Below are 14,986 nucleotides of genomic sequence, written 5' to 3' on the forward strand. Positions count from 1 at the left end.
TAAAGTCATCTACCCAGCCCTGCAAAGCAAAGACATGGTGTGCACTTAATTTTAAGTGGGCACCAGTTCTAGCCTTTTAAGCGGGTATTTCATGCAGCCGACACGCCGTTCGTATTCCAAATCCTTCAAGGCCCAGGTCATTCAAGAATGTGTCCAACCCGGCGCTTCGATTGCCAGCGTTGCCCTCAGCCATAGCCTCAACGCGAACCTCGTCCACAAATGGATTCGGGTGCAAGTACAGAAAAGCACGGCGTTCCAGCCTGCATTCATCCCGTTGCCTCTGCACGAAACAGGCCACGGATCCTCAACGAATATCAGCATTGAGATTCTGCACCCGCGCGGCACCGTCAAAGTGAACTGGCCAACCGATAATGCTGCTGCCTGCACCGCATTCCTTCGAGACCTTTTGCGATGATCCGCATCGACGCCATCTGGCTTGCCACCGAGCCCATGGACATGCGCGCCGGTACTGAAACGGCTCTGGCCAGAGTGATAGAGGTGTTCGGTGCGGCGAAGCCGCACTGCGCCTATCTGTTTGCCAATCGCCGCGCGACTCGGGTCAAAGTGCTGGTACACGATGGGATTGGTGTCTGGCTGGCGGCACGTCGCTTGAACCAAGGTAAATTTCATTGGCCAGGTGTTCGGCAAGGCAGTGAATTGCAGTTGGATGCAGAGCAACTTCAAGCCTTGGTGCTTGGCCTGCCTTGGCAACGGGTTGGCGCTGGCGGTGCAATCACGATGCTTTAGAAACTGTAATTAGCATCTTGGTTTGCTGTCGCAGACGGTCTGCTTTGGTAAAATCCAAGGCATGACTTCTTCACCCAATCTCGATCAAATGACTCCCGACCAACTGCGTGCACTCGCTACGCAATTGCTGTCGCAAGTCGAGATCATGGGCAAGAAGATCAACCGCGATCAAACGGTGATCGAGAAGCTGACCCACGAGATCGCACAGCTCAAGCGTTTGAAGTTTGCCAAGCGCAGTGAGCAGATGAGTCCTGATCAGGCCAGCCTGCTTGATGACCTGATCGATACTGATATCGCGGCGATTGAGGCTGAGCTTCAGGCGTTGCAAATAGCACCAGCGGCGACCGAGGAAAAGCAAAAGCCCAAGCGCACGGCATTGCCGGCAGAATTTCCGCGAACGTTGATCCATCACGAACCAGACAACACTCACTGCCCATGCGGCTGCGCACTGAAGCGCATCGGTGAGGATGTCAGTGAAAAGCTGGACTACACGCCGGGTGTGTTTACCGTTGAGCGCCATGTTCGTGGCAAGTGGGTTTGCGATGACTGCGAAACGCTGATCCAGGCGCCGGTGCCGGCGCAGGTCATCGACAAGGGCATCCCGACGGCCGGGTTACTTGCTCACGTCATGATTGCGAAGTTCGCTGACCATCTTCCGCTTTACCGTCAGGAATCGATTTTTGGTCGTGCTGGCTTGGCGATTCCACGCTCCACGTTGGCTCAGTGGGTTGGCATGACAGGCGTGCAGTTGCAGCCCCTGGTCGATGCCTTGCGGGGCGTAGTGATCGGGCAACTGGTCATGCACGCGGATGAAACACCCGTGCAAATGCTTGCTCCAGGCTCGAAAAAAACTCACCGATCTTATGTTTGGGCATACGCCACCAGCCAGTTCTGCGAGACAGCCGCTGTCGTCTACGACTTCAGCCCCAGCCGCGCTGGCGAGCATGCTCGTAACTTCCTGCAAGGCTGGAAAGGCAAGTTGGTCTGCGATGATTTTGGCGGTTACAAGGCCAGCTTCGAACTCGGCGTGACCGAGATCGGCTGCATGGCCCATGCCCGGCGCAAGTTCTTCGAGTTGCACGCAACCAACAAGAGCCAGATCGCCGAGCAGGCCCTGCGCTACATCCAGCTGTTGTACGAAGTCGAGAGCGAAGTGCGCGACCTGGAGCCGAATTTACGGCGCCGAATACGGCAAGAAAAAGCCGTACCGGTGATGGATAGGTTGCATGCCTGGATGATCGCGCAGCGTGATGTTGTGCCCGAAGGGTCGGCTATCAGCAGAGCACTCGATTACAGCCTCAAACGCTGGGCAGCGCTGTCGCGCTACCTCGATGACGGGGCGGTTCCCATTGATAATAATTGGGCGGAGAACCAGATCCGGCCATGGGCTCTTGGACGCAAGAACTGGCTCTTCGCCGGGTCACTACGCAGCGGAAAACGGGCTGCGGCGATCATGAGTTTGATCCAGTCTGCACGGCTGAATGACCATGATCCGTATGCCTATCTGAAGGACGTTCTCACGCGACTGCCGACGCAGCGGGCGAGTGAGATTGACGAGTTGCTGCCGCATAAGTGGTCGCCCCCTAGTGGCGTAGGTGCGTTCAAACGCATCACCGAATTTAGGAAGTAACGGATACTGGAGCTTCGAAACCTTGCCACCCATGAGGCTGTTTAGAGACGATCAGCAATCGGTTCCCCACGCCGTCCGTGGACGCAACGCATCGACCCTGCTCATTCCAAAATGCGCTCTGCCCAGCAGCAGCCCACCCACCGGTCGGGCCGCCATGATTCGCCATGAGCACGGCCATTCCATGACGCTTCGAGCAGTTCTGCAATAGAGAGCTATCGCGTGAATAACCGGTTTCACCGATGAGCACACTAGCGGCATACAACTGCGCGCCTTGTTTTGCAGCTTGTGATGAATGTTCCGGGTGACTGAAATCAGCACACACCGATAGGGCTATGGGTAAGTCTGCGATAAGCATCAAATCGCCCCCATTACCCGCACTAAAGAATTGCTCTTCGCCAGGGTGTAAATGCTGCTTGGTATAGACACCAATCGAGCCATCTTGGTGGAGTATGAAAGCTGCAATCAGCGGTTTGTCATGACTGGGTAGGCGCAACGGCAAACCCACTATCGTAGTCATGGAGGCTTCCCGCGCAAGGTGTCGCAAGGGGGAGAGAAGTGGGCTATCTCTATCCTGCGCCAGGGCTTTAGCCAAGGTTGGTTCATATCCTGTGAGCGATAACTCGGGAAAGAGTAATAACCCCACCCCCTGCTCGCGGGCGTGCTGCATGAAATCCATGTGCAGCTTCAGGTTGGCACTGATATCGCCAGCACGAATGGCGCATTGGGCTGCTGCAAAAACTGGTGCCGACATTAGCGTCTCCAAAAAGAGCACAATCCTAACGTGGCCCCGATTCGCACGCCACAGCGCGTTCCCTGGGGTAAAGCGCATGGCACATATACTTTTCCGCAGGAAGGCGTGTTGGCCAGACGGTTACGGCACAAGCTGTCAGCGGATACTTGCAGCCTCAATCTGGCTTGGATGGGTGATTCTGAAGTATCAGGCATCGCGGATTATGGGAACCAGTAGTAACAACCAAGCGAGCAGCTAAGAGAAAAGGCTAAAGTAGATAAAACAACACCGGCGCATGGCCGGTGTCAGTAAAACAAGATCAAGCCGGAAACTTTCTACAGATCACCAAATCTCATGGGTCTCGGCTCTGTAATTCTTTTCAATACGTTCAACAAGCAATGGCGCACTAATAATTCCTCTTGTGGAATGCTTCAGCTCTTCCGAGCTAATATCTCTCTCCAGCCGAAGTGCTTCGCTTCCATCCCACAGCCAAATAGAGCCTCCCGGCCCGCCATTCCTGGAGCGGAACGTAGGAAACACTTGTAACCTTTCGGGAACCGGAACATTTGCCACAACGGATAGAAGGCCTTGATTTACCGCACTTTGAACAACAAAGAATGCGGAAAACTGTGGTTCACCATCAACCACAACCGAAAAATCTTTTGGTTGTTCATTATGGAATCCGGGAAAAATACGAATTAAAAAACCAAATTCCGGATGCTTATGAGTAACTTGCGCATATGCGACACCCTGCGAGGTTAATACCTGCAAAATGTCGCCCAGCTTTACCTTCTTAGCCATTTAAAATCCTTCATATCCAGCTTTTTTCAGCAACTCGGCGCCGCGAATCAAACCCTGCTCATACTTAGTCGGGTTTTTGACAGACGATATAGAGTTAATCTTATTGATTAACGTGCCGCCATCTTTACCAAGGCCATGGTAATCGATCAGTGTTTGCTCGACTGCCCGTGCGTCGGCACGTGAAAGGTTCTGTAAACCCTCTATTCTGTCAATCGTGATGCCTTTTTGTCTGAGGTGAGCTTGACCGCGCTTAACTACGTCGTCGGTTATTCCAACATAACGAGTCACGCCATCAACCACGCAATTATAAACACAGGTCTTTCCGCCTATAGAGGCAACCTCACCTGCGCCTTTTGCACCCACCACTTCAGCAGCACCTGCTGACTCACCTACCTTAACAGCTCTAACGCCAGCTCCCAACCCACCTGTGAGTACCATACCCGCGATCTCAGCATGATCGCCCTGCATCGTTTTCTGCACAGCCAGCCGCGTATCATCCTGGTTCCTATCTTGGAAACCACGAACGATCAACTGTTCTTCCTTACTCAACCCTCCACTCTGGTCATACTTATCCAGCGTCGCAGAGCCTCCCTCAACATCAAGCCGTTGTGAGTTACAACTCGTAGGATCATCACACTTCAACAACGTGATACCGGTTTTTTTGTCGCTAATCCCCTCGTATTGCGCTGTCACACTTTCACGACAGGCACCCGGATTTCCCGCCCCTCGACATCCCTTCAAATCTTTCACCAAATCATCAACCTCATGATGATTCAGGTAGTTGTAGGCCGTTGCATTCTTCGCAATTTCAGCTCCTTTCTGCACATCACCACCGGTCGCCCCAGCTGCCGCAATACCTACCAACTGCGAAGCCGCCAACAGTAAGCTTGGCTCGCGCTCCACCGCTTTCGCCAACGTAGTCACTAGCGCCTCATTGGCTCCCGCAGCAAGAGCACCAGTGGCAAAGCTCCCCCCTCCCGCTTGGCTTACCAGCCCACCGACCAGCGCATGCAGCGCGACTTTCTGTGCACTTGAATCTGACCACTGTTGGTCTTTCGAGTAGTCGCCAACGGCGTTGAAAGCCACTGCTTGCAATGTGCTTTGCAATTGCGAATTGAGGGCGCTACCTAGATTTTTGTTAAAGCTACCGCCTTGTAAAGCTGTACCTACACCAGCCTGGGCCAGCCCTTGCGCACCTGAATAGGCAGCAAACCTGCCAATGTCAGTTGCTGAGCTAAGATCAAATCCTTTTGTGATCTTATTGACGTTGTCACCTGTTACGCCAAATGCCGGATCCAACACTCCCGCCGTGAAGCCCGCAGTCAGTGCTCCCGTGGCATATCCTTTAAGGGCGTTGCTAGAAGTGACATCTTTGAGCGTTGCACCAATGTTGCCGCCGTTATTGATAAAGCTGACAGCACTTTTGCTGGCAACCGATGCCAATGCCGTGGACGCCATGACATTGCCCCAACCCGCAGCAACAAAGGAGCCTGTCGTCGCCGATATGCCCCCAGCCGCCATGGCCGTACCAGAGCCCGCCGTGGCACCTGCGGCGCCTCCAGCCAGAGCACTCCCTGCCCCCGCCGTCAACACCGTCACAATAATAATGATCGCCAGCATCGCGCCCTGCCCAAGGCTGGAATGGCTGTACTTGAACGAGTCATGCATTTCCTGCACTTTGCGCCAATCCACATCCCCGCGTTTCTCGGCCTCTTTCAGCCAAGCCAATTGCGGATCAGCTTTGACCATGACGTCGATGGTCTCGCTGACGGAGTGCTGGTCGATTTTCTTGATATCGATCTTCAGCCCATCCACCGCCTGAATGGCCAGTTTCCCCTGCGCCACTATTTCCGTCTGACGCAACGTCTCATCGGTACTCCCCTTACCCTTGGCACTGGTCCATGCCAGATCACTCTTGCTCTTTTCGTGACTCTCCTGATGCAGGTCCTTAACCGCCTCAAACGTCACCGCCCCACCGCTGACAATCGCAATATCCTTGCCACTGTCGAGCGTGGCGCCTTGGTACAGCTGATCACCACCACTTTGCAGGGTCTGATTGCCGCCACTGGTGACCTGGCTGCCGATGTTTGTGACCTGAGTCACTTCATCGCGCTGGGTTTCTTTACTCCCCCAACTACCTTTCTTCTTCATGTCATACAGCGAGTAATCGCTGTCTTGAGCAGCCAATAAGCCAAGCTTGCCGCCCGCTACCAAATACGCTTCATCCCCCGCCGTCACCCGGCTAGCAATCAACGCCAAATCATTCCCGGCACTCAGCGCCACATCACCACCGGCCTTCACCGTGGTGGACACTTGCTGGGCGTGGTCTTCCTGGATCTTGACCGTCTTGGTGTTGTACGAGTAATGCTGCTCATCCACGCCTGAAGCCAAGGTCAGGTCACCCGTAGCAGCCATGGCAACGTCGCGCTTGGCGTCGATTTGGCTAGCGATAGCGCTGATGTCACGCCCCGCCTGCACACGGAAGTCGCGGCCAGCTTCGATCACAGAGCCCTGTTGGTTAACGCTGCCAGTGCGAGCCTCAGTGGTGCCACGGCCAGTGCGTTGTTCGGCGGCGATGAGGTTCACGTCGCGCCCCGCCGCTATCGTCATGTCGGCACCGCTACTCATCACGCCGCCAACGCTGTTGACGTCGCGACCGGCGCGTACGCTCAGGTTGTTGGCCGCTTCGATGCGGGCAGCGTTGTCCACAAAGTCCTGCCGCATCTCTCGGGTGTAAGACCCGCCGCTGCTCTCGTGAGTGGTGACCGTGCGTTCGTTGATCACGTCGCCGTTAACCGCTGTGAGGCTCACATCGCGCCCGGAGATGATCCCGCCAGCCTTGTTGATCAGGTTATTACCCGCCAACAGGTCCAGGCGATTACCGGCCTCGATCAAGCCGCTGTTGACCAGGTTGGCACCGGCGGTGGCCGACAGGTTGTTGGTGGCGCGCAGGGTGCCGACGTTGTTGAGGTTCTCTCCGGCAATCAGGTTGACGTCGTTACCCGCAATCAATGCACCGTTGGGGCCGAGACGGTTATTCGCCTGGGCCAGATACAAAACAGGCACCAGTACTTGTTGGCCGCCGACCGTGGCGCTTTCCATCCACACGATGTCGTGGGTCAGGGCAGCGACTTGTTCAGCGGTGAGGCTCACGCCCACTGCCAGGTTCAGTTGTTGCTTGCTGGCGATGGCGTTGTCCATCAGGTACTTGTACAGACCGGCGTCGCTGGTCTGGCCGTCGATGAAGCGTTGGCCGGTGCGGGCGATTACCGCTTGCTGGATCAGCCGTTGCTCGTAGAGACCATCGCCCAGGCGTTTCCAACTGTTATCCGGGTTGTAACCCAGGTTCGACAGCAGATAGTCCGAGCCCATGAATTGCTTGAGGTCGGTCAGGGCCAGGTTGGTTTCGATCAAGTATTTTTGAGGATTGGACACGTAGCTGCTGTCAGGCAACCCTTGCACACGGTTGACTGTCAACGAACCGGTCGATGTGGCCTGTCCCTCGACCGGGGTCGCCGAGGCGACACCGCCGACGTCTGACCGGCCGGGCAGTGTGGCCCCCGTAACAGGATCTACGACCGGGGCCACGTTCAGGGCCGTGGCGCTGCCGGAGACATTGGCCGCTAGGTCAGCGGTGTGCACGGAAGCTTGCGTGGTCACTGCGGTTTGAGCTGCATCACCCACCAACACGGCCCTGCCGCCGCCACTAGGCACGGCTTGTTCTCGTTGGGCAGTCCCGATAACGGCGCTGCCCATGGTCCAGCTTTGTGGCCCTTGTTGAGTCGGTGTTGCAGCACCTTGGCCGCTCAGTCGAAACAAACCATTCTGCCCCGTCGGCAGGCTAAAGCCGGGAAGCGTTATCGGGTTGACTTGTTGCTGGGCGAGATCCGCAGGGAGTTGCGCATTGATGGAAATAGGTGTCGAGTAGCCGCTGCCGGCGCCCGTGTCGGTCTTGGTTTTACCTGCCGAAACATAAGCATAGTAGGGACGAACTACGCTGTTATTAATGTTCTGGGCAGCGTTGAGAGTGACTGCGCCCCCTGCCTGAATAATCGCATCCAGAGACTCGATGTTGGTGACGGTTGAGCTCTTGGGCAGCGTGACGGGTGGTGGCCCGGTCAAGGCCAGAAAGTTGCTCAGGTCCGCCTCGACCGTGGCCGAAGGTGTTGGGCTGTTTCGTTGATTGAAGATAGCTGCCAGTTGAGCAGCTGCGCCTGTCTGGTCAACGTAACTCACGTATTGCTGGCTGGATTTAATCTCTTGCGCCTGCAGCCCTTTGTTGTTGATCGTCGTGGCATTTGCCGTCAGGTTACCGGCCGCGCTAATGCTGCTGCTCGTGTTGTTCAGTTCCCCGGCATTGATCACCAGATCCGCACCGCTATCGATCGTGGCCGCTGCGGACCGCAGCGTGATCAGCAAGCGGTCGGTTTCTGAGACCTCCCAAAGGCCGTTGAAGCGCCCACCGCCCCGATTGTCGCAGCCCCATATGGGTATCAGTGCGCACGATAGCCGAGTGATCGTCGTGGCACTTTTCTCATGTTCGGTGTACTGCAACACGTCCATGGTGTTGTTGATGGTCGTGGCGGCGAGGGTCAGATTGCCCACGCTTTCGATCCCTGCGGAACGGTTGTCCAGCAGGTCTGCTTTGGTCCCGTCTTTGTCCCGGGCAATCAGTAAACTCCCCAAGCTGTAGACTTGGCCATAGCTGTTGGTGAAGCTCGGGCTGAGCAGCTGCATGTCTGCGCCACTGAAGATCAACCCCTTGTCGTTGAGTAACGTTCCGGCAGTCACCGTCAGGTTCTGACCTGCGCCCAGGGTCCCGGTATTGTTCATGCTACCGGCGGCCAGAGTAAGGTCAGTCGCCGACGTCATGCGCCCGGCATTGATCAACTGCCCCGTCACAGACACCGTCGTATTGCCACCGCCCGCGAGCGTGGCGGCGCTACTGAGGTTCATTTGCGCGGCACTCAGGCCCAGTGTTCCGAGGCTGCTGACGCGTCCACTGCCTGAGTACGTACCTGCAAGGTTGAGGCTCAGGCTGCCGTCACTGGCAATCAGCCCATCGTTGCTCCAGTTGCCGCCGTTACCTACCAAGCTGTTGGACGCCAGCAACTGGCCGCTGGCCGCCTGATTGAGGGTGTTGACGTTGACCGTCAACCGTCCTGCCTGGATCACGCTGCTGTTGGTCCAGTTGTCAGCCGTCAGTGTCAGGCCGCCACGGGTGATAACGGTACCGCCCGCATTGGTCAGGTTGGCGGTACTGATATCAAACGTACCAGCCCCTACGTGCAAGACACTGCCGCCCACGTTCTGGAAGCTGCCGGCGTTCAGCGTCAGGTCGCTGTTGGCAGTTTCAAGTGCGCCGCTACGGTTATCAAACAACCCACCAATCTGAAAATCGGTCTTGCCATTTTTCCCCAAAGCCCGCAGTTGCCCGCCCTGGTTATCCACACTGCCCGCAACGACTTTCAGGGTGCTATCGCTTTCAATAATGCCTTTTTGGTTGTTCAACGCACCGCTGAGGTCGAGGTCGATCTCACCGCCCGCAACCTGCCCGCGCACATCACCGCTGTTGTCAAAACTGCTGCCGCTGACCTTGACCGCACCTTTGGCGTACAAGCCGCCGTCGCGGTTGTCGAAGGCGCCGGTGGTGACCACGGTGTCGCCGCTTTGCGCCGCGATGCGCCCGCCGTTGTTGTTGAGGCTGGCGCTGGTCAGGATCAGGCTTTGTGCCTGGATAATGCCGGCCTGGCGGTTGTTGTTCAGGTCAAAGTCGTTGCGCAACAAGCCACCCAGCGCTTTGGCTTGCAGGGCGCCTTTGAGGCTGGCCAGGGTACCGCCACGGTTGTCGATGGTCGCGGCTTTGATGTCCACATCACCGGCCTGGGCGATGACTTTGCCGCTCTGGTTGTCGAGGTCGCCGCTGATGTCGAGGTTCAGGGTGGTCTGGCTTTGGATCGAGCCCTTGGCGTTGTCGAGGCTGGCGGCCTTGAGGTGCAGGTCGGCGTTTTGGCTGTAGATCAGGCCGTCGCCGCTGTTTTGTACGGCGCCAGTGGTGGTGATGGCCAGTGCGCCGTTGGCGGCGACGGTGCCGCGATTGCGGTTGTCCAGGCTGCCCGCGAAGAGCGTCAGCAGGCTTTGGCTGGCCAGTTGGCCGCCCTGGTTGCTAACCTCACTGGCGCGTTTGAGCAGCAGCGCACCGGCGCTGGCAAGCTTGCCGTTGGTGTTGGTCAGGGCGCCGAGCAGGTCGAGGGTTACGGTGCCGTTGCCGATCAAGGTGCCGGCGCTGTTGTCGAGGGTAGCGCCGGTCAGGCTGAGTGCCTGTTGTGCATTGACCGTGCCGCCTGCGTTATTGAGCGTTTGCACTTGCAGATCAAGGGCTGCGCCACTGTCGATCAATCCGCCTTGAGCGTTATTAAGTAAACCGGTGACGGTTAGGGTTTGCCCGCCCGCACTGGAGAGGATGCCTTTGTCACTGTTGTCGAGGCTGGCGGCTTTGACGGTCAGGGCTTTTTGGCTGACCAGCGCACCGGCGCCGCTGTTAAGCAGGCTGTTGCTCAGGGTGGCGTCGACGTTGCCATAACGGCTGGAGACGGTGCCTTGGTTGCGGTTGTCCAGGTCGGCGCCGCTGACGCTGACACCCTGCCAGCCGGAGATCAGGCCGCCCTGGTTGACCAACTGATTGCCGCCCAAGGTCAGCAGGTTATTGCTGATCAGCTTGCCGGCGCTGTTATCCAGGGTGCGACCACTGAGGTTGAGGTTTTGCGCGGTGGAGATTTCGCCGCCCTGGTTGCTCAGGTCACGCAGGTGCTTGATGGTCAGTTGGCCGTCGGTGGTGATCAGGCCGGCGTTGTTGTTCAGGTCGCCAGTAGCGCTGCCCAGATCGATGGCAATCGACTTGCCCAGCACAGAGCCGCCCTGGTTGTTCAGGCCGGTGCTGTTGAGGGTCAGGGCATTGGCGGCGTTGATCAGCCCTTGGTTCTGGTTGTTGAGCTGGCCGTCGATGTTGAGCACGGTGTCGCCACGACTGGTCAGGGTGCCGCCGCTGTTGTCCAGACTGGCGGCACGACCGTCGACGGACTGGGCGGCGATCAGGCCTTTGACGTTGCTCAACGCCTGGTTGATGCGCAGGGTCAGGTCCTGGTTGCTGAGTAATTTACCGCTGGTGTTATCCAGGCTGTCAGCGGCCAGTGTGAACGCCTGGGCGCTGGAGATTTCACCACTCTGGTTATTCACGCCCTTGAGGTTTTTCAACATCAACAGCGGGCCGTTGATCAGACCGCCCTGGTTGTTCAACTGGCCGTGGTTCAGGTCCAGCGCGACCGAGGTGTTGCTGAAGAGTTTTCCGCCCTGCTGATCCAAGCCGGTGACCTTCGCGGTCAGGGCCTTGTTGCTGGTCAAGCGACCACCGTCCTGGTTGGTCAATTGCCCGGCGGTGATGTCGAGGGTGTCGCTGGTGCTGACGTTGCCGGCGTGGCTGTTGTCGAATGCACCGGTGGTGATTTTCAGGGCCGCAGTGCTGCTGAGGGTGCCTTTTTGGCTGTTATCCAGGCTGGCGCTGTTCAGGGTGAGGCCCGCATCGGTGACCAGTTCCCCGCCTTGGTTATCCACGTCCCCTGGGGTGGTGACGTTTAACGCCCCTGCACTGGATACGCTGCCTTGGCGGTTGTTCAGGCTCACCGCGTTAACAGTCAGCAGACCTTCACTGCTCAGCTTGCCTTGGCTGTTGTTCAGCTCGCCACCGAGCTTAAGGCCAAGGTCTTTCTGGCTGATAAGGCTGCCGCCGCTGTTATCCAGACTGGCGCCTTCCAGGTTCACACCGCTCTGACCGCTGAGTTGGCCCTTGTTACGGTTGAGGACGTTGTTGACGTTCAGCTTCAAGTCGGTCGCGGCGAGTACCAGGCCGCCGTCACTGTTATCCAGCCGTTGACCGGTCACCTGCACGGCGGCTTTGCTGGAGATCTCACCGCCACGGTTATCCACCGTGCCCACGTTGACGTCGGTCTTTTGGGCCGCACCCACGAAGCCTTTTTGCCGGTTATCTAGGGTCTGGCCTGTCAGGGCAAGCGCACCTTGGGCGATCAGGGCGCCGTTTTGGTTGGTGAGCGTCGCGACGTTCGCCGTGAGATCACCTTTGCTGGAAACCTGACCGTCGGTGTTGTCCAGGCTGGCCGCCGTCAGTTGCGCGTTGCCGTCGCCAATCGCCGAGCCGCCTTGGTTTTTGAAAGCACCGTCAACCGTGAGACCTAACTCGCCACGACTGCTGAGCAGACCGCCGCTGTTATCCAGGCTGGCGCTATGCACCTGCAGCGCAGCTGCAGAAACCAGGCCTTTGATGTTGCTCAGGGCCTGTTCAACGCGCAGGGTCAGCGCTTGGTTGCTGATGAGTTTGCCGCTGCTGTTATCCAGGCTTTTGCTGGCCAGGGTGAACGCCTGGGCACTGGAGATTTCGCCGTTCTGGTTGTTGACCCCGTTGAGGTTTTTCAACATCAGTAACGGCGCGTTGATCAGGCCTTGCTGGTTGTTCAGTTGACCGTTTTTCAGGTCCAGGCTCAGTGAGGTCTTGCTGAAAAGCTGCCCGCCCTGCTGATCAAAACCCGTCACGCTGGCGACCAGATTTTTGTCGCTGGCAATACGACTGTCCGTGCCGTTGCTGACTTGGCCGGCAGTCAAAGTGAGGGTGTCATTGCTGATCAGGCGACCGGCCTGGGTATTGTCAAAAGCACCGGTGGTAACGCTTACCGCACCCTTGGCACTGAGCGTGCCCCCGCTATTGCCCAGGCTGGCACTGTTAAGGATCAAGCCTTGGTCGGTGGTCACGGCGCCATTTTGGTTAGTCATCGCACCGGTAGCGGTTAGCGCAATGGCACCGGCACTCGATACCTTACCCGACGTATTGTTCAGCCCGGCCGTTGTGGCGGTGATGGAGCCTTCACTGGTGAGCAAGCCGCCGGTGTTATTCAGATCACCACTGTGGGTCAGGGTCAGGCCTTGCTGGCCGGACACCGTGCCGCCGCTGTTGTCCAGGCTCTGACCTTGCAGGGTCACCTGGCCTTTGCCGAACAGCAGGCCTGCGCTCTGGTTGATGACTTGCGCCACCTTAAGTCCCAAGTCGGTGCCCGCCAGCAGCTTGCCGTTACTGCTGTTATTCAGGCGGGTACCCGCCAGGTTCACGTCTATCGCGCTGGAGATTTCCCCAGCCTGGTTGTTGATGTCATCGACGGTGAGGGTCAGCGCCTTAGTCGCTCCGATCAGGCCGCCGTTGCTGTTATTCAGCGTGCTGCCGGTCAAGCTCAAATTGCCTTGTGCAACCAGCTCACCTTTTTGCTGATTGAATTGGGTGACGTTGGCGGTGATATCGCCTTGACTGGAGATGCGCCCGCCGGCGTTTTCCACGGTCGCCGCGTCTATACGCACCGGCCCCACGCCACTGAGCAAGCCGCCCTGATTACTCAGGGTCGTGCCCAGGTAATGGACCGCTGCCTGCCCGATAAGCAGGCCTTTGTCCTGGTTATTCAACTGAGCGGCGTTGAGTTGCAGGTCCTTGTCCGCGTGGACCTGACCGCCACGGTTATCCAGACTGGCCGTATTCAAGGTCAGCAAGCCTTTACCACTCAAACTACCGCCCCGGTTATCGAGGCTGCCCGCCTGCACATCCATCGCGCCTTTGGCGGTGAGCAGACCGTTGTTCTGATTGTCCAGCAGGCCCGCGATACGCGTGGTGAGGCTGCCGTCACTGAGCACTTTGCCGGTGTTGCTGTTGTCCAGGCTCGCGGCAGTGATCGATGCTGACTGACCGGTAGCGAGTACGCCTTTGCGGTTGTTCAGCGCGCCACGTACATCGACGCTCAATGAGGTATCGCCAGTGACCTTGCCGCCGCTGTTATCCAGGCTGGCGACGTGCACTTCACTAGTCCCTGCGCTGGAAACCTCGCCTTGAGTATTGGCCAAGGCACCATCGAGGTTCAGCAACAGACCAGTGTCGCTGGTAAGTGTGCCGCTGTTGTTGTTCAAACTGGCCGCGCGGGCATCGAGTCCGTTGGCAGAAATCAGGCCTTTGACGTTGGTCAGTGCCTGGTCCAGGCGCAGGGTCAGGCCCTGATCGCTGAGCAATTTGCCGCTGGTGTTGTCCAGGCTATTCGCCGCGAGAGTAAAGCCCTGGGCGCTGGAAATTTCACCGCTCTGGTTGCCAACGTCGGCGAGGTTGTTCAGGGCCAGGGTTGCACCACGGATCAAGCCGCTCTGGTTGTTCAACTGTCCCTTGTTCACGTCCAGGGTCAGCGATGCGACGCTGGTCAGTTGGCCGGCATTGTTGTTCAGGCTGGTAACGTTGGCGGTCAGGCCCTGGTTGCTGGCGATACGGCCAGCGGCGCTGTTATCCACGGCACCGGCCTTGAGGTTCAGCGTGCCTTGGCTGGTGAGTTTGCCGCTCAGGTTATTGACCGCGCCGCTGGCGGTGAGGCTCAGGGCGTTGCCCGCAGTGACCAGCCCGGCAACGTTGTCCAGCGAAGCGATGTTCAGCGTGGCCGTGTCAAGGCTAGACACCTCGCCGCTGCGGTTATTCAATTGCCCGACCGTCGCGCTCAATGGACCACTGCTGTTCACCAGCCCGCCCTGGGCGTTGAGCAATTGGCTGGCATTCAAGGTCAGGCTGCCCGTGCTCAGCACGCGGCCTTTGTTCTGGTTGTCCAGGGTGCCCGCGCTAATATTGGCGACCTGTTTGGCACTCAAGGTTCCGCCCTGGTTGTTCAGGGCTTGTGCTGCGTTGACGGTCAGGTTGCGACTGGCAACCAGACTGCTGGCGTTGTTGTTAACGGTTTGCGCGGTGAGGTTCAGGTCACCTGTGGCGTTGCGGGTGTTATCCGCGTTGACCCCGGCCTCGATAATGCCGCTGTTGGTCAGTTGGCCGCCGCTGGTCAAGGTGATGCTGTCGCGGGCGGCGAGGGTTTTCCGGCTGTTCAGGTCGCCTTGGGTCTGCACATCCAATGCCGTGCCGGCGTAGACCGGTCCCTGGGCGTCGAGGCTTGCGGCCTTGATGTTGACCGCGCCGCTGGCCGCCGCTTGCGCCATGCTCAGAT

At 58.0% G+C, this 14,986-nt stretch carries 6 protein-coding genes; 3 read left to right on the plus strand and 3 right to left on the minus strand.

Annotated elements, in window-relative coordinates; translation table 11 throughout:
* Positions 1-91 precede the first annotated feature (91 nt).
* The 3 genes from tnpA (at position 92) to GNF76_RS28825 (ending at position 2,377) form a co-directional block, all read left to right on the plus strand.
* Positions 92-415, plus strand: a complete 324-nt coding sequence (tnpA, locus tag GNF76_RS28815; protein WP_155586439.1) for an IS66-like element accessory protein TnpA — start codon at positions 92-94, stop codon at positions 413-415.
* On the plus strand, positions 412-747 hold the full coding sequence (gene tnpB, locus GNF76_RS29740) for an IS66 family insertion sequence element accessory protein TnpB (RefSeq protein WP_155586440.1): 336 nt from the start codon (positions 412-414) through the stop codon (positions 745-747). The genes tnpA and tnpB overlap by 4 nt, the downstream gene beginning before the upstream one ends.
* A 61-nt stretch (positions 748-808) precedes the next feature.
* The gene (locus tag GNF76_RS28825) at positions 809-2,377 is read left to right on the plus strand and encodes an IS66-like element ISPpu19 family transposase (RefSeq protein WP_155586444.1); all 1,569 of its coding nucleotides are present in this window, start codon (positions 809-811) and stop codon (positions 2,375-2,377) included.
* Here the strand turns inward: GNF76_RS28825 and GNF76_RS28830 are convergent.
* From GNF76_RS28830 to GNF76_RS28840, 3 genes are all read right to left on the minus strand, one after another.
* A complete protein-coding gene (locus GNF76_RS28830) occupies positions 2,367-3,128 on the minus strand; it encodes a carbon-nitrogen hydrolase family protein (protein ID WP_155586441.1) in 762 nt (253 codons plus the stop codon). The genes GNF76_RS28825 and GNF76_RS28830 overlap by 11 nt on opposite strands.
* Positions 3,129-3,449: 321 nt before the next feature.
* Positions 3,450-3,908, minus strand: a complete 459-nt coding sequence (locus GNF76_RS28835) for a hypothetical protein (protein WP_155586442.1) — start codon at positions 3,906-3,908, stop codon at positions 3,450-3,452.
* Positions 3,909-14,986: adhesin (locus tag GNF76_RS28840; protein WP_155586443.1), on the minus strand; the 11,078-nt coding region annotated here is incomplete at its 5' end.

This window comes from Pseudomonas spelaei, from assembly GCF_009724245.1.
GTDB lineage: Bacteria > Pseudomonadota > Gammaproteobacteria > Pseudomonadales > Pseudomonadaceae > Aquipseudomonas > Aquipseudomonas spelaei.

What these genes read in the sequence shown, in the direction of transcription:
- tnpA (WP_155586439.1), top strand. Translation starts at nt 92, where the DNA reads ATGCAGCCGACACGCCGTTCGTATTCCAAATCCTTCAAGGCCCAGGTC.
- tnpB (WP_155586440.1), top strand. Translation starts at nt 412, where the DNA reads ATGATCCGCATCGACGCCATCTGGCTTGCCACCGAGCCCATGGACATG.
- GNF76_RS28825 (WP_155586444.1), top strand. Translation starts at nt 809, where the DNA reads ATGACTTCTTCACCCAATCTCGATCAAATGACTCCCGACCAACTGCGT.
- GNF76_RS28830 (WP_155586441.1), bottom strand. Translation starts at nt 3,128, where the DNA reads ATGTCGGCACCAGTTTTTGCAGCAGCCCAATGCGCCATTCGTGCTGGC.
- GNF76_RS28835 (WP_155586442.1), bottom strand. Translation starts at nt 3,908, where the DNA reads ATGGCTAAGAAGGTAAAGCTGGGCGACATTTTGCAGGTATTAACCTCG.